At 52.7% G+C, this 18,791-nt stretch carries 16 protein-coding genes; 12 read left to right on the top strand and 4 right to left on the bottom strand.

From position 1 onward, the window contains the following. Positions 1 to 101: 101 nt before the first annotated feature. From ACFQ1T_RS12785 to ACFQ1T_RS12795, 3 genes are all read right to left on the bottom strand, one after another. A complete protein-coding gene (locus ACFQ1T_RS12785; RefSeq protein ID WP_338656972.1) occupies positions 102 to 1,124 on the bottom strand; it encodes an aliphatic amidase in 1,023 nt (340 codons plus the stop codon). A 239-nt stretch (positions 1,125 to 1,363) separates the two neighbouring features. Further along, positions 1,364 to 3,067: a YbaL family putative K(+) efflux transporter gene (gene ybaL, locus ACFQ1T_RS12790; protein WP_379077369.1), complete on the bottom strand. Its 1,704-nt coding sequence runs from the start codon at positions 3,065 to 3,067 to the stop codon at positions 1,364 to 1,366. A gap of 213 nt (positions 3,068 to 3,280) precedes the next feature. Then, a complete protein-coding gene (locus ACFQ1T_RS12795) occupies positions 3,281 to 3,892 on the bottom strand; it encodes a TetR family transcriptional regulator (protein ID WP_379077372.1) in 612 nt (203 codons plus the stop codon). Positions 3,893 to 4,038: 146 nt separating this feature from the next. On the opposite strand from ACFQ1T_RS12795, the gene ACFQ1T_RS12800 reads away from it, so the two are divergent. From ACFQ1T_RS12800 to ACFQ1T_RS12850, 11 genes are all read left to right on the top strand, one after another. Then, positions 4,039 to 5,202, top strand: coding sequence for an efflux RND transporter periplasmic adaptor subunit (locus ACFQ1T_RS12800; protein WP_194747215.1), 1,164 nt, complete (start codon positions 4,039 to 4,041; stop codon positions 5,200 to 5,202). Positions 5,203 to 5,235: 33 nt separating this feature from the next. After that, entirely contained in the window at positions 5,236 to 8,346 is a 3,111-nt protein-coding gene (locus ACFQ1T_RS12805; RefSeq protein ID WP_379077375.1) for a multidrug efflux RND transporter permease subunit, read from the top strand. Further along, complete coding sequence (locus ACFQ1T_RS12810; protein WP_379077378.1) at positions 8,336 to 9,718, top strand: efflux transporter outer membrane subunit; 1,383 nt, start codon at positions 8,336 to 8,338, stop codon at positions 9,716 to 9,718. Before ACFQ1T_RS12805 ends, ACFQ1T_RS12810 begins: the two co-directional genes overlap by 11 nt. Positions 9,719 to 9,892: 174 nt before the next feature. After that, complete coding sequence (locus tag ACFQ1T_RS12815; protein WP_379077381.1) at positions 9,893 to 10,480, top strand: hypothetical protein; 588 nt, start codon at positions 9,893 to 9,895, stop codon at positions 10,478 to 10,480. Between the two features lie 389 nt (positions 10,481 to 10,869). Further along, positions 10,870 to 11,358, top strand: a complete 489-nt coding sequence (locus ACFQ1T_RS12820) for a DUF2726 domain-containing protein (protein WP_379077384.1) — start codon at positions 10,870 to 10,872, stop codon at positions 11,356 to 11,358. A 106-nt stretch (positions 11,359 to 11,464) separates the two neighbouring features. Further along, complete coding sequence (locus tag ACFQ1T_RS12825; RefSeq protein ID WP_379077387.1) at positions 11,465 to 11,884, top strand: putative toxin-antitoxin system toxin component, PIN family; 420 nt, start codon at positions 11,465 to 11,467, stop codon at positions 11,882 to 11,884. After that, positions 11,881 to 12,126 (top strand): toxin-antitoxin system HicB family antitoxin, encoded by a 246-nt coding sequence (locus tag ACFQ1T_RS12830; RefSeq protein ID WP_379077389.1) that lies wholly within the window; start codon positions 11,881 to 11,883, stop codon positions 12,124 to 12,126. The genes ACFQ1T_RS12825 and ACFQ1T_RS12830 overlap by 4 nt, the downstream gene beginning before the upstream one ends. Positions 12,127 to 12,238: 112 nt before the next feature. Continuing rightward, on the top strand, positions 12,239 to 12,514 hold the full coding sequence (gene brnA, locus ACFQ1T_RS12835) for a type II toxin-antitoxin system BrnA family antitoxin (RefSeq protein ID WP_379077392.1): 276 nt from the start codon (positions 12,239 to 12,241) through the stop codon (positions 12,512 to 12,514). A gap of 119 nt (positions 12,515 to 12,633) precedes the next feature. Next, on the top strand, positions 12,634 to 13,056 hold the full coding sequence (gene yidD, locus ACFQ1T_RS12840; protein WP_379077395.1) for a membrane protein insertion efficiency factor YidD: 423 nt from the start codon (positions 12,634 to 12,636) through the stop codon (positions 13,054 to 13,056). An 88-nt stretch (positions 13,057 to 13,144) separates the two neighbouring features. Next, positions 13,145 to 14,485, top strand: a complete 1,341-nt coding sequence (gene hflX / locus ACFQ1T_RS12845; protein ID WP_379077398.1) for a GTPase HflX — start codon at positions 13,145 to 13,147, stop codon at positions 14,483 to 14,485. Between the two features lie 99 nt (positions 14,486 to 14,584). Then, positions 14,585 to 15,340, top strand: coding sequence for a class I SAM-dependent methyltransferase (locus ACFQ1T_RS12850; RefSeq protein ID WP_379077401.1), 756 nt, complete (start codon positions 14,585 to 14,587; stop codon positions 15,338 to 15,340). A 33-nt stretch (positions 15,341 to 15,373) separates the two neighbouring features. Here the strand turns inward: ACFQ1T_RS12850 and ACFQ1T_RS12855 are convergent, their stop codons facing one another. After that, complete coding sequence (locus tag ACFQ1T_RS12855; protein ID WP_379077403.1) at positions 15,374 to 16,252, bottom strand: LysR family transcriptional regulator; 879 nt, start codon at positions 16,250 to 16,252, stop codon at positions 15,374 to 15,376. Positions 16,253 to 16,355: 103 nt separating this feature from the next. Between ACFQ1T_RS12855 and metE the strand changes: the two genes are divergently transcribed. Beyond that, complete coding sequence (gene metE / locus ACFQ1T_RS12860) at positions 16,356 to 18,653, top strand: 5-methyltetrahydropteroyltriglutamate--homocysteine S-methyltransferase (protein WP_379077406.1); 2,298 nt, start codon at positions 16,356 to 16,358, stop codon at positions 18,651 to 18,653. Positions 18,654 to 18,791 lie beyond the last annotated feature (138 nt).

Below are 18,791 nucleotides of genomic sequence, written 5' to 3' on the forward strand. Positions count from 1 at the left end.
CGGCCAGACCGGAGCCATTGTGTTGCATCGAGGGGATCAACTCTAGTGTGATCTCGCCTAGTTTCATCTAGCCTAGAGTGATCGCCAGTCAGAATATCCGACTATTCGTTAGGTAAGCCTGCGATGGGCGCCTCTTTGGTGCCCAACGTCGAGCGCGTAAACGATTCTACCATGTCACGCGCAGCCGCCGGGTCCTGTACCCATTTGCTGTAGAAGCTATATGGGCACTGTGCCACGCCTTGATCGCCATCGCCTGAGTTGAGCACACCGGTGTAGCCACGGTGCAGCAACTTGAACAGGTGATTTTCGGACTGGCCATGTTTGCGGAAGTCGCGGATCAAGTGTTTGCTTAAGGCCGCATACTGCACGCCATTTTCTTCCTCGCCACATTCGCCCAGCGTACGGCCATCAAAACCGATAATCGCCGAGTGGCCGAAGTAGGAGTAGACGCCATCAAAGCCTGCCGCATTGGACACGGCCACATAGGTGTTATTGGCAAACGCCATCGCCTTGCTGATCAGAATCTGCTGCTCTTTGGCCGGATACATATAGCCCTGGCAACGCACAATCAGTTCGGCGCCTTTCATGGCACAGTCGCGCCAGATTTCAGGGTAGTTGCCATCGTCACAGATAATCAGGCTGACCTTGAGGCCTTTGGGGCCTTCGCTGATAAAGGTTTCCTTGCCTGGGTACCAGCCCTCGATGGGCACCCATGGCATGATCTTGCGGTATTTCTGCACGATTTCACCTTGATCATTCATGAGGATCAGGGTGTTATACGGTGCTTTTTTCGGATGCTCTTCGTGCTGCTCGCCGGTGATCGAGAATACGCCCCAGACTTTGGCCTTGCGGCAAGCCTCGGCAAAAATATCGGTTTCCGGGCCGGGCACGGTGGTGGCATTGTCATACATTTCCTGACCGTCATACATGATGCCGTGCGTGCTGTATTCCGGGAAAATCACCAGATCCATGCCGGGCAGACCGGCTTTCATATTGACCACCATGTCGGCGATGTTGCGACAGTTGGCCAGAATCTCGGCTTTGGTATGCAAGCGGGGCATTTTGTAATTGACGACGGCCACACCGACGGTGTCCTGACTGCTGGAAATATCACCATGTATCATGAAGCTTCTCCTGAAAAATTTAAAAAAGGCTAGTGACTCGATACATACCGATTACGCATAAAAAAAGCCCACCGGCCATCAAATGGCGGGTGAGCTTTTTTGCTCGAATCATCACCGGCGCTGTTGACGGTGTGATTAAAATGTGGGGCGTAGCAGGTATTAACCTTGGTGCTAATTTAACGCCAGCCAGGCCTGCACGCCATACGTTAATTTGCGTACAAGGTCATTGATTGTGCGGCTTAATGCGGGCGTTCAAAGCGCCGCAACACATGGGCAGACATGCCCTTGGCCAGTTCTTCCTCGCCAAAAAACACCGCTTCGGTCTCGCCCAGTTCTTTTTGCAGGCGCAGGTATTCGTCCTCATGATGGGTGCGGATCACGACTTCGATATCCGGTTTGAGCTGCTTGGCGATCTCGACCATCTTGCGGATATTCATGGCATCCGGCGTGGCAATAATCAGCAGGGAGGCATTGGCAATGTGGGCCTGGATCAACACCATCGGGTCCGCCGCGTTCCCCGAGACGGCAGGTTGCCCCTGTTTGCGCAGTTTTTCCACCACTTCACGGTTTTGTTCGGCCACCACATAGGGGATGGCGGCGGCGGTCAGTGACTGCGCAATACGTTTGCCCACCCGGCCATAACCGACCAGCACCACCTGGCCTTCGAGGAACTTGCGCTCGGTGGTCATGGGCAACTCACCATAGGGGTCCATGCGTAACGAGAACTGCCGGGCCAGATCAGACTTGCTGACTACCCAATTGGCCAGCGGCTTGATCGATGCAAACACCAGCGGGTTCAAGGCAATGGAAATGAGCGCGCCTGCCAGTACCAGACTCATGCCATCGGGGGACATCAGGTTGAGTGAGACCCCCAGCCCGGCCAGAATAAACGAGAACTCACCGATTTGCCCGAGGCTAGCGGCTACGGTTAACGCGGTATTTAAGGGATAACGCAAGGCCAGCACAATCGCCACCGCCGCCAGCGACTTACCCAGGATAATAATGGCTACCACAGACAACACCTGTACGGGCTGTTTGATCAGAATGCTGGGGTCAAACAACATGCCAACCGAGACGAAAAATAACACGGCAAAGGCATCGCGGAACGGCAGCGAATCTTCAGCAGCACGGTGGCTGTATTCTGATTCACGCATGATCATGCCGGCAAAAAACGCACCCAATGCGAACGAGACATTAAATAAGGTAGAGGCAAAAAACGCCACCCCGATCGCCACCGCGATCACGGTCAGCGTGAACAGCTCGCGCGAGCCAGTGCCCGCCACATACCAGAGCAACCACGGCAACACCCGCTTGCCGACCACCAGCATGATGGCAATAAAGCCTGTCACTTCGAGCAAGGTCATGCCTATGGTTTGCCATATGGCGGCAACACTGGTTGCTTCACTCTGGCTACCGCCCAGCACGCCCGCCAGGGCTGGCATCAACACCAGTACCAGCACGGTCACCATGTCTTCCACCACCAGCCAGCCGACTGCAATCTTGCCGTTCATGCTTTCCAGAATACGGCGTGACTCCAACGCCTTGAGCAATACCACCGTACTGGCGCAAGACAGGGACAAACCAAATACCAGGCCTTCGCCCCAGCTCCAGTGCCAACTCCAGGCGACCAGCATGCCTAGCAACGTTGCCAGCGTCATCTGCGCCAGTGCGCCGGGCAGGGCGATGCGTTTGACCGACAGCAGGTCTTGTACCGAAAAATGCAGGCCGACGCCAAACATCAATAACATGACCCCGATTTCCGACAGCTGCGAGGCAATTTCAAGGTCGGCGACAAAGCCTGGGGTGGCGGGGCCGATCATGATGCCGGCCAGTAAATAACCAATTAGCGCAGGCAATTTGAGTTTTTCGGCAATTAGTCCAAACACCAGTGCCAGCGCAAACGCGACGGCAATGGTGGTAATCAGGCTCAGGTTATGGTCCATCGTCAGGGTTTCTTTTAAGTTATTTTATTTGCGTAGGCATACGCAATATGGATTTCGCAAGCGTTGATGCTATTTCAAGCACAGGCATACCGCCTGTTCAGACTGACCGTGTGCTGGCCAAAAAGTTGAAATTAATTGCGATCAATGTATTTATTTTTTATCTTGCAGCAAGAAGCCATGCCGCGTCAATCACCAATCGCAGGCGGCACGGAGTTAAGGCTGCGAAAAAGGCATGGACAAGCGTTGCAGGCTGTAGGTACACAATTGTTCTGCGCGCTGCCAGCGTTCACGTTCGCTCATGCTGCCAAAGTAAACAATGCTGAATACGCCTTCGATCACTGACTGGCAGTAGAGACTGACCAAGTCAAAATCGACGTCAGCAGGCAGCTCTTTGTGGGCAATGGCCTGTGTCAGCAGGCTGTTGATTTGCGCAATACGTTTTTTCTCCCAGTTGTAGCGCAGTTGCAGCAGCTCGGGCGAATCATCAATGCCCACATACAGAAAAAACAGCACGCGCTGGATAGAGCTGGGCTCGATATAACTGCGCACTTCCTGCAAGCAGTAGTGTTTCAGGTTTTCTAGTGCGCTATGCGCCGGTTGCCCCTGAAACGGTGAGGCTTGCTGGATGACACGCTCGGCCATGGCCGTGGCGACTTCAAGCTTACCTTTATAATGCCCGTATACGGCGCCGCGTGACAGTTGCGCGGCTTCGGCAATATCGGCCATGGTCGCCTGCGTAAAGCCTTTGCCGTAAAACACAAGCTCAGCTGCATCCAGAATCTGGTCACGGGTTTTTTGCGCGTCTTCTTTGGTTTTTCTAGCCATGTCGGGTGGTTCTAGCCTGGCGGCTCGTTGACAGTCCAGTCGTTGATGATGGCCGCTATCATACCAAAAAATAATTAATCAGTCATGATTGATTAATTATAAAAGTGCCGCTAGAATATTGTCATCCATACAATTAAGGGTAGTGCATGTCCCGTATTTCTCACTCGACGCTGGCGCTTTCGGCGCTGTTGATCTTGCAATTGGCTGCGTGCAGCAAGCCGAAAGAAGCCGCTCAGCCCGCAGGCGCGGCGCCTGTGGTGGAGGTGGTCAAGGTGCAGGTGGCGGATATTCCCGATGAGGTCGAACTCCCTGGCCGGGTCGAGGCCTACCGCATTGCCGAGGTGCGCGCCCGTGTCTCCGGCATTGTCGCCAAACGCCTGTACCAGGAAGGGCAGGTGGTGAAAGCCGGCACGCCGTTATTCCAGATCAATCCCGAGCAGTTACAAGCCAGCAAGCTCGAAGCCGAGGCTGAGTTGGCGCGGACCGAGGCCAACCTTGTCAATGCCAACGACAAGTTGCAGCGTTATCAGGCTTTGATTGGCGACCAGTCTGTGAGCCAGCGTGATTACCGCGCGGCACAAGCTGAGGCGCAACTGGCAAAAGCCGAGGTGGCCTCTGCCCAGGCCAAACTCAATCGTGCCCGGCTGGATTTAGGGTATGCCAATGTGACCGCGCCAATTGATGGCGTGGCCCGCCGCGCACTGGTCACCGAGGGGGCGCTGGTCGGCAAAGATGAAGCTACGCAACTGACCACCGTCGAGCAGGTCAATCCGGTCTATGTTAATTTTTCCCAGTCGTCCTCAGAAGTGTTTACCTTGCGCAAAGCGCTGCGCGATGGCCAGCTCAAAGGCAACGATGGTGACTTTAAAATTAAACTGGTCTTGCCGGATGGATCCATGTACGCCCAAGCAGGAAAACTTTCATTCTCGGACGTCTCCGTCAACCAAACGACCGACTCTGTGGTCATGCGCGCCATTTTTGAAAACCCGCAGCAGGTCTTGATGCCAGGCGCATACGTCAGAATCAAAATCCGTCAGGCCACCAATCCGAATGCGATTCTGATTCCCAGAGATGCGTTGATGCGTGACCAGTTTTCGACGCGTGTGTGGGTGGTGAATGCCAAAAACGAACTGGAGTCACGCGAGGTACAAGCCGGCCGTGTCATAGACAAACAGTGGGTCATTGAGCAAGGGCTGCAAGCCGGTGAGCAAGTGGTGGTCACCAATGTGGCGGCACAAACGGCGGGCAGCAAAGTGACGCCTAAACTGATCAGTGCCCAAGACAATATCACCAAAGCCGTGGCCCCTTAACCGGGCAGCGCGCAGAAAGACAGGAACCAGGCCATGAGCCGTTTTTTTATTGATCGCCCCATTTTTGCCTGGGTGATTGCCATTTTGATTGTGTTGGCTGGCCTGATCGCCATCAAACAATTACCGATTGCCCAGTATCCTGATATTGCCCCGCCCGTGGTCAATATCGCCGCAACTTACCCTGGCGCCTCGGCCAAGGTGGTGGAAGAAACCGTGACCTCGATTATCGAGCGCGAGATGAATGGCATGCCGGGCCTGATGTATGTTTCTGCCACCAGCAATGTGGGCATGGCCTCCATCAGTGTCACTTTCCGTCAGGGCACCAATCCTGATCTGGCTGCCGTGGATGTGCAAAACCGCCTCAAAAGTGTCGAAGTGCGTTTGCCGGAAATCGTACGTCGCAGTGGCATCACGGTAGAAAAGTCTGCTGACAGCTTTCAGCTGATTGTATCGCTGACTTCGGAAGATAACCGCTACAGTGAAATTGATCTGGGCGAGCTGTCATCGGCCACGGTGATGCCTACGCTCAAGCGTGTGCAAGGCGTGGGTAAAGTACAATCGTTCAGCCCGGAATACGCCATGCGCATCTGGCCAGACCCGCAAAAAATGGCCGGTCTCAATGTGGGCGTGACCGAGATCGTGAATGCCTTGCGCAGCTACAATACCCGCCTGACCTTGGGGCAGGTGGGGGCCAGTGGTGTGCCGGACGGTGCGCCACTGAGTGTCTCACTCGAAGCCGAGGCTACGTTAAAAACGGTAGACGATTTTGCCAATGTGCCTATCCGCATGCAGGCAGATGGCTCGGCCCTGTTGATTAAAGATGTGGCGAAGGTTGAGCTGGGCAGCAGTGACTACACCTACAGTTCTAGGGTCAATGGCAAGAATGCCGCCGGGATGGCGATTAAACTGGCGCCGGGTTCTAATGCGGTTGAAACCATCAAGCGGGTCAAGGTCGCGATGGAGCAGATGCAGCCGTATTTCCCGCCCAATGTCGCGTTTCAACTTTCGTATGACTCTTCTGCATTCGTTTCGATTTCGATCAAAAAAGTGATCCAGACCTTGGTGGAGGCCATTGTGCTGGTATTCCTGGTCATGTACCTGTTCATGCAAAACCTGCGTGCGACGCTGATCCCGACCATTGTCGTGCCGATTGCCCTGATGGGGACGTTTGCCGTCATGTACTGGCTGGGCTACTCGATTAATGTGCTGACCATGTTTGGCGTGGTGCTGGCGATTGGCATTCTGGTGGATGACGCCATTGTGGTGGTTGAAAACGTCGAGCGCCTGATTGTGGAGGAGGGCTTGTCCGCCTACGATGCCACGGTCAAAGCCATGTCGCAAATCAGTGGTGCCGTGGTCGGCATTACGGCGGTGTTGGTGTCGGTGTTTATCCCCATGGCCTTTTTCAGTGGCGCGGTGGGCAATATTTACCGCCAGTTTTCACTGGCTTTGTCGGTGTCTATCAGCTTCTCGGCCTTTTTGGCGCTCTCACTCACGCCGGCCTTGTGCGTGACGTTGCTACGCCACGAGACAGGCAACAAAGCGCGCTTTTTTGTCTGGTTTAACCGCAGCTTTCAGCGCATGACCGAGCGCTATACCCACCTCACTGGCGGCTTGCTCAAAAAGCCGATGCGCTGGCTGGCCGTGTTTGCCTTGATTGTCGCGCTGGCTGGCTGGCTGCTGGTGCGTTTGCCAAATGCGTTTTTGCCCGAAGAAGACCAGGGTAACTTTATGGTCATGGTGTCGCTGCCACAAGGCGCGACGCTGGCAGAAACCGCCAAAGTGCTGGGCGATATGAGTGAGTATATTCAGGCACATGAGCCCGTTGATATTATCTTTGAGGTGAGCGGCTTTAGCTTTTATGGCACCAGCACCAATAGCGGTATGCTGTTTATCACGCTCAAAGACTGGGCAGAACGGCCAAACCCAGATCAACAGGTGCAGGCGATTGTAAACCGCGTCAACCAGAAGTTTTTTGGTCGCCCCAATTTAACTATTTTTGCCATGAATGCGCCGCCCTTGCCCGAGTTGGGCAGTTTTGGCGGCTTTGACCTGCGGCTGGTAGACCGTGCCAGCGTGGGTGTTGAGGTGCTGATGAAAGCGCGCGACCAGTTGCTGGCTGAGTCTGCCCAGCGGCCAGAGTTGGCCAATGTATTGTTTGCCGGCTTGTATGACACGCCAGTGGTTAACATGCAGCTAGACCGCAGCAAAGCCAAGGCGCTGGGCGTGTCACTGGATGAAATCAACGACTCGCTGGCGACGCTGCTCGGCTCGAATTACCTGGGTGATTTTGTCTATGGTAACCAGGTGCGGCGCGTGATTGTGCAGGCCGATGGCAAACAGCGGCAAACGCTGGAAGATATCAAGAAAATCCGCCTCAAAGCGGCGGATGGCAGCCTGGTACCACTGGCTTCCATCATGACGCTGGACTGGGCCATGGGCACGCCGCAACGCACGCGCTTTAATGGTTTTCCGTCATTTAACATCAATGGCGGCCCCGCGCCCGGCTTTAGCAGTGGTGAAGCCATGCGCACCATGGAAACCCTGGTGAATGGCCTGGGCAAAGGCATAGGCTATGAATGGGCCGGGCAATCGCTGGAAGAGAAACAGTCGGGCAGCCAGGCCAGCCTGCTGTTTGGCTTGTCCATCCTGGTGGTGTTTCTGGTATTGGCCGCCTTGTACGAAAGCTGGGCGATTCCGTTTGCGGTCATGCTGGTGGTGCCGTTGGGCGTGCTAGGCGCCTTGCTGGGGGTGACCTTGCGTGAATTACCTAATGATATTTATTTCAAGGTCGGCCTGATTGCAACCATCGGTCTGTCAGCCAAAAACGCCATTCTGATTGTGGAGTTTGCGCGTGAACACGTGTTGCAAGGCATGCCGCTGATGGAAGCGAGCTTGATGGCGGCCAAAGAGCGTCTGCGCCCGATTGTGATGACCTCGCTCGCCTTTGGCGTCGGCGTGATCCCGTTAGCATTTTCAACCGGTGCCGCCTCCGGTGCACAAGTGGCCATCGGCACCAGCGTGCTCGGCGGCATCATTACCGCCACCTTGCTCGCCATCTTTTTCGTGCCGTTGTTTTTTATTGTCGTGGGCCGCTGGATGAAACAACCAGTCTCACAGCAAAGGGTGTCTCATGAAGTTTAGCCGTATTTCCATCATCCTTGCCGTGGCTTTCGCAATGGGCGGTTGCTCACTCGTGCCTGAGTATTTCAGGCCCGCCGCGCCAGTGCCTGAGGTTTATCCAGGTCAGCCAGCAAGTGACACCGTGAGCGAAGCGCCGCCACTCAGCTGGCAAAGCTACTTTGCAGATGCTGATTTGCAGCGCCTGATTCAGGTCGGGCTGGCGCATAACCGTGACCTCAAAACCGCCGTGTTGCGCATGGATGAGGCCAAAGCCACCTATGGCGTACAAAAGGCCGACCGCCTGCCAACCATACAGGGCAATCTCAATTACGACCGTAGCCGCACCGTGTTCAGCTCCAGCCAGGCGTTTGACGCCAAATTGTTCCGGGTTGGTGTGGGTATTTCAGAATACGAAATTGACGTGTTTGGCCGGGTAAAAAGCCTGTCGCAAGCGGCGCTTGAGCAATACCTCGCCGTGGCCGAAAATCGCCAAGCCGTGCAGACCACGCTGATCACCGAGATTGCCACCCAATACGTCAATTTTTTAGCGATCAACGACCAGCTCAAGCTCGCCCAGCAAACGCTGGATGACCGTAAGCAAACCCTGCAACGCACCCAGCGCCGCTTTGAAGCCGGGTTGGATCAAGTGCTGGATGTGAAAGCCGCGCAAATTCAGGTCGAGCAAGTACAAGCGCAGCTCGCACAATGGCAGCGCCAGCTCGCCACTACGCAAAATGCTTTGTATCTGCTACTGGGCGAAACCTCACACCGCACGCCACTGCCAGTCAAGCCGCTCGCCGCCTTGAAACTGGCCGACGTCACGCCAGGTTTGCCCTCCAGCCTACTAACCAGACGGGCCGATATTCGTGCTGCCGAGCATCAGCTCAAATCCGCCAACGCCAATATCGGCGCTGCCAGAGCCGCGTTTTATCCACGCCTGCAACTCACCACCAATGTCGGTTTGGTCAATTCAGACTTCTCCAAATTGTTCTCGGATACAGGCAGCAACTACTGGGCCTTCAGCCCGCAACTGGTGCTCCCGATCTTTAACTACGGCCGCAACAAAGCCAACCTCAACCTGGCCCAAGCCCGCCAGCATATCGAGGTCGTCAATTACGAAAAAACCATCCAGACCGCGTTTAAAGAAGTGATGGATGTGCTTAGTACACGCACAGTGATTGCCGAAGAGTTTGCCGCCAGAGAACGTTTGCGAGAGCTGGAGAGCAGTCGCTTGCAACTGGTGAAACGCAAGCTTGATCAGGGACTGGTGACTTATTTAGAGTTGCTTGATGCACAACGCAGCGTGTTGGACGCGCAGTCGCAAGCCGTGCAGATTCAACAGCAGGCGTTGCAGAATCAGGTAGGGTTGTATAAGGCGCTGGGGGGGAGTTAGATTTTCACAAAAAGCGTGATTGACGGGTTTAGGTTTGTATTTTAGGATGGACTAAAGTTTAAAAAAACCTGAAAATATTAAATAAAGTCCTTAGGCATTTAATTGACATTGCATCAATGAAGGAGTGTGTTGCTTCATTTAGGAATGTCTACTATAAATTAGGCATTGGCTAGTATGACCATAGACCCACAGATATCAGCTGCATTAATTGCTGGCTTTGCCACTATAGCCGCAGTTGTTGTTACATGGTGGCTTAATGAAAGGAAGAATTATAAAAAGTCTTCAGTAGAACAGGAAACAGTAGAATCAGATTCAATATTGCCGCTTGCCAAAAAGACCGACTCTGTAAGTCCTAAAGTTGAGGCCAGTAAAGATCAGCTGGTTGAGCTCACGTTAGCTAGTATTTCCAAGATTACCGTCAAGGAAATTATAGAATCAATTAACTCAGCGCCGCCTTTTCAGAAGGAATTGATTGCAAAGCAATATAACGGCATTGTTGTTAGGTGGATTGGCCATTTGAAAGAGGCAATGGAAGACCCACGCGACAAAGAAAGTGTTCGGGTAAGTTTAACCATTAACCAAGGCACCTATATTGGTGACTCATTCTGGTTCACTGAAAAAATGGCGAACTTCCCTGAGGTCCGCACTTTAAAAAGAGGGAGTGCAGTCAGAGTCATTGGTCAAATCTTGGATGCTAGTGGTCCTGGGTTGTGTGTAGACTTGAAACCTATTGCCATTGAAGTAATGGAGAACCATGGCTAACAATCACTTCACTCTCGCCCGAAAGCTTTCCAATGCTATGCACGAAATGGCTAAAGTAACCAGCTCGTAGGGCGTACCCGCTTGCGGTACGCCGAGCACATTAATTATCAATCATAAATTCAACTTGAACAGCATTTTGATCTTTTCTAATCCAATTCCATTTGCTGTGTGCAGTGCGTAAAGCGTTATCCCTATCCCTTAACTAATCAGTTTTTCTCACGGTTCAATTTGCATTCCTGCATCGCTCAAGCTATTTATTGACGCGATTAAGTTTGTATTTTAGTATCGCAAAAATTTAACAAATGTTGATGATTGTTAAATTCAAATTTCCCCAATAAACCCGAGCAGCAATTAAATGGGTAATAGCTTAAAAAAACAGGAGAATCAAAATGATGAGTTTTGCCTTTTTACTGTTAGTTTTGGTGGCGATTATCGCTATTGTTGGATGGTTGAAAACAACGTTTCAAGTTAATTCAAATGGGCATGATATTTGGCCTTTTTATGCAAAAAGGCCGCTTTCACAACCAGAGCAAATTTTATATTTCCGCCTGATTGAGGCGCTCCCAGACCACATCATTTTGGCTCAGGTCCAACTCTCCAGATTTTTAGGTGTTAAGAAAGGCCACAATTATCAATCATGGTCTAATCGTATTAATCGCATGAGTGCAGATTTTGTTATCTGCAAAAAAGATGCGTCTGTTGTTGCTGTGATTGAATTGGACGACAGTACACATCAGAAACTGGATAGACAAATTGCGGACAGTAAAAAAGATAAAGCATTAACAGCTGCAGCAATAAAAGTCGTGCGTTGGCAAGCTAAAGCAATACCAGACCTTTCAGAGATTAAAGCCACATTTTTTACTCAACTAACGCTATAAAGCAGCATTGGTAGGGCGGACCCGCTTGCGTTACGCCGTATTAATCGCAAGCCATTGAAACGAAATTATTTGAGATTTAATGTGGAGTGGTTATACTAATGTAACCATGAATGTTGTCTTTGATACATCGGTCTTAATTGCTGCCGTGCGGTCCAAGCACGGTGCAAGTTATGCGCTTGTATCATCTTTGCCCAGTACGCAATTTCAAATTTGCTTGTCGGTGGCGCTTTATGTCGAGTGGCAAGCGGTAATTACGCGCCAAGAGCATCTGCCACCTAATCAAAGTTCAGATAATGCGTTGGCATTTTTGCGGTATTTAGCTTCCATTGCGCATTTGCAGGATATTTACTATTTGTGGCGCCCGCAGTTGCGAGATCCTAATGATGATATGGTGCTGGAGCTTGCTGTAGCGTCGCAGGCCCGTTATATCGTGACCCACAACATACGTGATTTTCAAAACCTTCAATTTGATGTGCAAGCCATCACCCCCAGTGACTTTTTAAAGTTATTAAGGAGCCAGCCATGAGTGCTTTAACCATTCGTATTCCCGAGTCTTTACATCAAAACCTCAAAGCATTGGCTGAGCGTGAAGGCATTTCGGCTAATCAGTTTATTGCAAGTGCCGTAGCTGAAAAAATGGCCAGTGTGCTTACACTCAACTATTTAAAATCAGAAGCGACGCAGGCAAAACGCGGTGATTTTGAAGCTTTTTTGGATGCTGTTCCCGACGTACCGGTGGCCGTTGAAACAGATCAGCTGGATTATTAGCTGATGATCGGATTGATCAACGGCAAGCATTGGTCTGCCGTGATTACTTACCGAGGATTCAATGTCAGGCTTATTTCTGTTCGTCGCTCACGTACCGAGGAGGTAGCACTTTATGAAAGTTAAAGATTTTGAACAGCAGTTTGATGAAGGCTCTGATATCACTGCTTCTCTGGATTTATCAAAAGCAACACGCATCATGCAAGCACAAAAACGGGTGAATGTCGATTTCCCCACATGGATGATTGAGTCTCTTGACCGAGAAGCTCTGCGACTGGGTGTGACCAGGCATCAATTATTAAAGTATGGCTTGCTGAGCGTCTTGAGAAGTCTGCTTAAGTCCAGCTTGCGTTATGACTCTCGGGGGCAGAGCGAAGTATTCCACATTTAGTGTATGTCATCCATGAGCGAGAACATTTTTGTGCGCGTGCAAAAATGGGGTATTCATTAGCTGTCAAACTACCTCACCCTACAGACTAAACAATATTGTTCCACGGCAAAAATATAGATATGAAGTCACTTTTGCTCAAAGTAATCCGCTTTTATCAACGCTTCATTTCTCCGTACAAGGGTTTTTGTTGCTCGTATCGCTATCACACCGGGCATGCGAGCTGTTCTGTGCTTGGCTTGCGTGCAGTCCAACGATATGGCGTCATTGATGGCTTTATTATTCTGAGAAAGCGACTGTACCTATGTGGCGTATCTAGTCGGCGGTACTCCCCTCCGAAGCTTAGGCCGCATCGGAGCCAGCGCGGCGACTGTGATATAGGATGCGACTCACCCTGCGACATGGGGTGTAAGATGCCAAATCTTAAATCCTGTCCTATTTTTGAAGCCTTTAACTGCGCAGATGCATGTAGCTGTGATTGGCCTGCACGCGACAAAAAAGACAAAAATAATGATGAGGAAGTTTATCTGCCTCCAAAACGTTGAAGGCGCGCCTGTGCGTCAAACAACTTAGTCTAATCCCGCATTTGCAGGTACTATCTGCCCTCTACCATTCAAGAAGTGTCGTTTCCTCATGCAAAGTGAAGTCAAAGAGCCCGTCAGCCATGCCGTTGTGGCGGCCGTGCAACTGCCCAATGTCAGTGATATGGAGTTTGAAGCTTCGCTGAATGAGCTGCGTGAACTGGCAAAAACGCTGGGCTACAAGATTGTCCACACCTTTGTGCAGAAGCGCGCAGGCTTTGATATCACGGGCTATCTGGGTGTAGGTAAGCGCGAAGAGATTCGTGATTATGTGCGCAGTATGGCCGGAGACCCTGAGGCGCTGGAGTTTAATCCTGAGGCCTTGAATATTGAGGCGGTGCTGGTTGACCATGAAATCTCGCCGTCGCAGGCGCGTAACCTCGAAATTGAAGTGGGCTGCGAGGTGATGGACCGTACCATGGTCATCCTGGAGATTTTTCACCGCAATGCACGTTCACGTGCGGCACGTGCACAGGTGGAGATTGCGCGGCTGGGTTATATGGCGCCGCGTTTGCGCGAGGCGGCCAAGCTGGCGGGCCCGCAGGGGCGGCAGCGTAGCGGGGCGGGTGGGCGTGGTGCCGGTGAGTCGCACACCGAGCTGGATAGACGCAAGATTCGTGACCGCATCGCTGAGCTGCAACAAGAGATTGTGATCATGGATGGCGAGCGCCGCACGCAGCGTGCGCGGCGTCAGGAGCGGCAAACGCTGGCGAGTGTGGCGCTGGTGGGTTACACCAATGCCGGTAAATCTACCCTGATGCGTGCGCTCACGGGCAGCGAGGTGCTGGTGGCGAACAAGCTGTTTGCCACGCTGGATACCACGGTGCGCGCCTTGTACCCCGAGAGCGTGCCGCGCGTGCTGGTCAGCGATACGGTCGGCTTTATTAAAAACCTGCCGCATGGCCTGGTGGCTTCTTTTAAATCCACGCTGGATGAGGCACTGGATGCGGCGTTGTTGCTGCATGTAATTGATGCCAGTGACCCCGGGTTTGAGCGTCAGTTGGAAGTCACGGACACCGTGCTGGAGGAAATTGAAGCTGACACCGTGCCGCGGATTCGCGTGTTTAACAAGATAGATTATGTGGGGGATGCCGCCGCGCAAGCCGAGTGTGAAGCTGCACTGCGCCTGAAATATCCAGATTGCATCGTGATGAGTGCACGCCGCCCGGAAGAAGTGGCTAGTCTGCGGCAGAAGATAGTGGACTTTTTTCAGCAAGACCTGGAAGAAACCGAGCTTTTCCTGCCATGGTCGGCACAACAAGTGCGCGGCAAAATTTATAGCAGTTGCCAGGTATTGAGCGAGCGCTCTGAGGAAGAGGGCACCTTCTTCACCTTGCGCGGTGAGCCCAATACCTTCGCGCAATTGCGCGAGCAAGTTTTGCAGCTACAATAAATCGCCAGCCTCGAACGCCCACCTGTTGACCTCCATACACGGCACTGGCAACATGCAGGAATCATTTTTTTAAAAAGCCTTGTTAGCGCTTTGCCTATCATGAAAGAACGCCTGGTCTGCCCCATTTGCAAAACCGCGGGATCACTGCTGGATGTGGTGGATTTGAACAAATCTTGCGAGGAGCAGCGTGGAAAGTATCTGCCTCTCGCAGGCGTAGCTGTCTATTACAGCCTGTGCAATCACTGTGGTTTTTGCTGGGCGCCTGAGCTGCACCAATGGCCTTTAAGCAAGTTTGAGGAAGATATCTACAACGCGGACTATGGGGCGGTTGATCCTGACTATCTTCAGACCAGGCCAACCTCAAATGCAGAGGTCTTGCGTTCGATCTTCCCTGTTTTTCCGCCTACGTTACGGCATCTGGATTATGGCGGCGGCAACGGGTTGCTCTCACGGCAATTGTCAGCGGCAGGTTGGCATTCTAAGTCGTATGATCCCTTTGTAGACAAGCAGACGGACATTGCATCGCTCGGACAATTTGAGCTCATCACCGCCTTTGAGGTGTTCGAGCATGTGCCTGATGTATGGGCGCTGATGTCAGACTTGTCATCGTTGTTGGCTCAAGACGGATTGGTGTTGTTTTCTACCTTGCTCTCTGACGGTAATATCCATCCAAACCAGCGGCTGAGCTGGTGGTATGCATCCCCGCGCAATGGCCATATCAGCCTGTTTTCAAGAAACGCGCTCACTCTGCTAGCCCAGAGCAAGCAATTTAACTTTGGAAGCTTTAATAGCGGCTTCCATGCTTTGTACACCACCGTACCACCTTGGGCGAGCCATCTGATTCGTGTGGGTTAGCCACCAATCAAAACGGCTAACCGCATGGGTGCATTAAGCCTGTGCCAAGCCAATAAACGCCTGTACATAATCAATCTGTATATCTGCTTCACGAATCCCTAAGTAAATCTGCTTGGCAATACCTTGCTTACCAAGCTTAACCGGCACCACATCAAACCGGGTTTGATATTCCTCGACCAACCAGCGTGGCAGGGCGGCGACACCGCGGCCACTGGCGACCATTTGCAGCATGATATCTGTGGTTTCTATGGGCTTATGCACGTGCGGACTGATGCCGGCGGGTTGTAGAAACTGGTTGTAAATATCGAGACGGTCTATGTCTACCGGGTAGGTGATCAGCGTTTCGCTGCTGAGTTGCTCGGGTCGCACGTAGTCTGCTTGCGCGAGTGCATGTTGACGATGCACGACGAGCACTTGTTCGTAATCAAACACCGGCTGAAACAGCAGGCCGGGTTTATACAAGGGGTCGGGCGTGACCAGCATGTCGATCTCGTAGCCAAACAGCGCGCCGATGCCGCCAAACTGGAACTTCTGTTTGACGTCTACATCCACATCCGGCCAGTCAGCCAGGTAGGGCGAGACCACTTTGAGCAGCCATTGGTAACACGGGTGGCATTCCATGCCGATGCGCAGGGTGCCTCGTTCGCCTTGCGCAAATTGGCGCAGCCGCTCTTCAGCCAGTGATAACTGCGGCAGCAGGCGGTTAGCGACGGCGAGCAGGTATTGCCCGGCCTGGGTCAGGCGCAGGCTGCGGCCTTCGCGTAGCCAGATATCCGTCCCCAGTTGCTGTTCGAGCTTTTTAATCGAATGACTGAGCGCCGACTGCGTGAGAAACAGTTTTTCAGCGGCAGCGGTGAGTGAGCCTTGTTGCTCGACCTCACGGATAATCGCCAGATGGATACGTTCTATCATGTGTTATATATGAATTAAATTAATAGATAGTTGAAATAATACCATTTTACTTCATGGGTTGCGCTTTCTAGAATGCCGGCTCTGATTTGTTAAGGAACCCATCATGATCACGACCCACAATCTCGGTTTTCCACGCATAGGCGCACAGCGTGAGCTCAAGTTTGCGCTGGAGGCTTACTGGAAAGGCCAGTCTTCGTTAGACACCCTCAAGCAGGTAGGCAAAGACCTGCGGCAACAGCACTGGCAATTGCAATCGGTGCTGGATTTGGCGCCTGTGGGCGACTTTGCGTTTTATGACCAGGTGCTGGACATGAGTTTTACGCTCGGCAATTTGCCTGTGCGGGTGCAGGATTTTCATGGTGACCCACTGGATAACTATTTTCGTGTGGCGCGTGGACGCTCGGCTGAGTCTGCGGAAGCGCATGCGCAATGTTGTGGTGGTGTGGCGGCAGGCGAGATGACCAAATGGTTTGATACCAATTATCACTATATCGTGCCCGAGTTTACGGCCAACACGCATTTCAAGCTGGATGCGTCGCGCCTGCTTGCGCAATTGGCCGAAGCCAAAACACTGGGCGTGCAAACCAAGCCGGTGATCATTGGTCCAGTGACTTATCTGGCGATTGGCAAGGCTAAGGATGATTCAGACCGGCTGGCGCTGTTGCCGCAATTGCTCAATGTCTATGCCGAGTTGCTGGAAACGCTGGCGCAGCAGGGCGTGGCGTGGGTGCAGGTGGACGAACCTGTGCTGGTGACCGAGCTGACACCGGAATGGCAGCATGCGGTTAACCTGGCCTATCACCAACTCAAGAGTAGCCGCGTCAAGCTGCTGCTGGCGACCTATTTTGGCCCGCTGGCGGATAACCAATACCTGGCAGCCAACTTGCCGGTCGCCGGTTTGCATATAGACGCCATCAATGCCCGCCATGAAATTGTGCCGTTGCTGGCGATGTTGCCTGCACACAAGGTGCTGTCGCTGGGAGTGATCAATGGCCGCAATATCTGGAAAACCGATTTGAATGCGACACTGGACTGGCTGGCGCCGATTGCCGAGCGTCTGGGGGACCGTTTGTGGCTGGCGCCTTCTTGTTCGCTGTTGCATGTGCCGGTGGACCTCGACAGCGAGCTTAAACTGGATAGCGAAATCAAGTCATGGCTGGCGTTTGCCAAGCAAAAGCTCGAAGAGCTGCAGGTGCTGGCCACGGCCTTAAATCATGGCCGCGAGGCGGTGAAAGTGGCTTTGGCCGTCAATCAGGTGGCGATAGAGGCACGTCGGTTGTCCAAGCGTGTGCATAATCCGGCTGTGAAGGCCGTGCTGCAAACATTGACGCCGCAACTGAGGCAGCGCCAGAACGTTTATACGCAGCGTGCTGCCAAACAGGCCGCCTTGTTCAACCTGCCCAAATTCCCCACCACGACCATCGGTTCGTTCCCGCAGACGGCAGAAATCCGTCAGGCGCGTCGCCAGTTCAAGGCAGGTGAGTTGGATCAGGCGGGTTATCAGGCCGTGATGAAAGCCGAAATTGCGCGTAGTGTGCGCGAGCAGGAAGCGCTGGGGCTGGATGTGCTGGTGCATGGCGAGGCGGAGCGCAACGACATGGTGGAGTATTTTGGCGAGCAACTGGAGGGCTATGCCTTCAGCCAGTTTGGCTGGGTGCAGTCCTACGGCTCACGTTGCGTCAAGCCGCCTATCCTGTTCGGTGATATCAGCCGCCCACAAGCCATGACAGTGCAATGGATTGAATACGCGCAATCACTGACCAGCAAGCCGATGAAAGGCATGCTGACCGGCCCGGTGACCATGTTGAACTGGTCGTTTGTGCGCGATGATCAGCCACGTGAAGTGTCTTGCTACCAGTTAGCGCTGGCCATACGCCAGGAGGTGCTGGACCTGGAAAAAGCCGGTATCCGCATCATCCAGATTGACGAGGCGGCCTTGCGTGAGGGCTTGCCCCTGCGTAAGTCAGACTGGAAAAAATATCTGCAATGGGCGGTGGCGTCGTTCCGTATCACCGCAAATGGGGTGGCCGATGAAACCCAGATCCATACCCATATGTGTTACTCGGAATTCAATGACATTATTGCCGAGATTGCCGACATGGATGCCGACGTCATTACCATAGAAACTTCGCGCTCGGACATGGAGTTGCTGGATGCGTTTGATGACTTTAACTACCCGAATGAAATCGGGCCCGGCGTTTACGATATTCACTCGCCGAATATTCCAGAACCTGAGCGGATGGTCGCCTTGATGCAAAAAGCGGCGGCGCGCATCCCGGCCGAACGTTTATGGGTGAACCCGGATTGTGGCTTGAAAACCCGCCAATGGGCAGAAGTGATTCCGGCCTTGCGCAATATGGTGTCTGCGGCCCAGCAGTTGCGTGCACAGGCCGCACTTTAAGCCAGCCGTACTAAAATAACTTATACATTTATTTACAGGGCCCGCATACCGGGCCCTTTTTTATCATGCGAGGAGGCGGTAAACAATTATTTTTTATTGATAATGATTTTCATTTGTGTTTTTTCTTGCCTGCCGCTA

The sequence above is a fragment of the Methylophilus glucosoxydans genome, from assembly GCF_042676145.1.
In the GTDB taxonomy this organism is placed as follows: Bacteria; Pseudomonadota; Gammaproteobacteria; order Burkholderiales; family Methylophilaceae; genus Methylophilus; species Methylophilus glucosoxydans.

Bases quoted from the DNA above. Each gene is read 5' to 3' on its own strand.
- ACFQ1T_RS12785 (WP_338656972.1), bottom strand. From the start codon at position 1,124: ATGATACATGGTGATATTTCCAGCAGTCAGGACACCGTCGGTGTGGCC.
- ybaL (WP_379077369.1), bottom strand. From the start codon at position 3,067: ATGGACCATAACCTGAGCCTGATTACCACCATTGCCGTCGCGTTTGCG.
- ACFQ1T_RS12795 (WP_379077372.1), bottom strand. From the start codon at position 3,892: ATGGCTAGAAAAACCAAAGAAGACGCGCAAAAAACCCGTGACCAGATT.
- ACFQ1T_RS12800 (WP_194747215.1), top strand. From the start codon at position 4,039: ATGTCCCGTATTTCTCACTCGACGCTGGCGCTTTCGGCGCTGTTGATC.
- ACFQ1T_RS12805 (WP_379077375.1), top strand. From the start codon at position 5,236: ATGAGCCGTTTTTTTATTGATCGCCCCATTTTTGCCTGGGTGATTGCC.
- ACFQ1T_RS12810 (WP_379077378.1), top strand. From the start codon at position 8,336: ATGAAGTTTAGCCGTATTTCCATCATCCTTGCCGTGGCTTTCGCAATG.
- ACFQ1T_RS12815 (WP_379077381.1), top strand. From the start codon at position 9,893: ATGACCATAGACCCACAGATATCAGCTGCATTAATTGCTGGCTTTGCC.
- ACFQ1T_RS12820 (WP_379077384.1), top strand. From the start codon at position 10,870: ATGATGAGTTTTGCCTTTTTACTGTTAGTTTTGGTGGCGATTATCGCT.
- ACFQ1T_RS12825 (WP_379077387.1), top strand. From the start codon at position 11,465: ATGAATGTTGTCTTTGATACATCGGTCTTAATTGCTGCCGTGCGGTCC.
- ACFQ1T_RS12830 (WP_379077389.1), top strand. From the start codon at position 11,881: ATGAGTGCTTTAACCATTCGTATTCCCGAGTCTTTACATCAAAACCTC.
- brnA (WP_379077392.1), top strand. From the start codon at position 12,239: ATGAAAGTTAAAGATTTTGAACAGCAGTTTGATGAAGGCTCTGATATC.
- yidD (WP_379077395.1), top strand. From the start codon at position 12,634: ATGAAGTCACTTTTGCTCAAAGTAATCCGCTTTTATCAACGCTTCATT.
- hflX (WP_379077398.1), top strand. From the start codon at position 13,145: ATGCAAAGTGAAGTCAAAGAGCCCGTCAGCCATGCCGTTGTGGCGGCC.
- ACFQ1T_RS12850 (WP_379077401.1), top strand. From the start codon at position 14,585: ATGAAAGAACGCCTGGTCTGCCCCATTTGCAAAACCGCGGGATCACTG.
- ACFQ1T_RS12855 (WP_379077403.1), bottom strand. From the start codon at position 16,252: ATGATAGAACGTATCCATCTGGCGATTATCCGTGAGGTCGAGCAACAA.
- metE (WP_379077406.1), top strand. From the start codon at position 16,356: ATGATCACGACCCACAATCTCGGTTTTCCACGCATAGGCGCACAGCGT.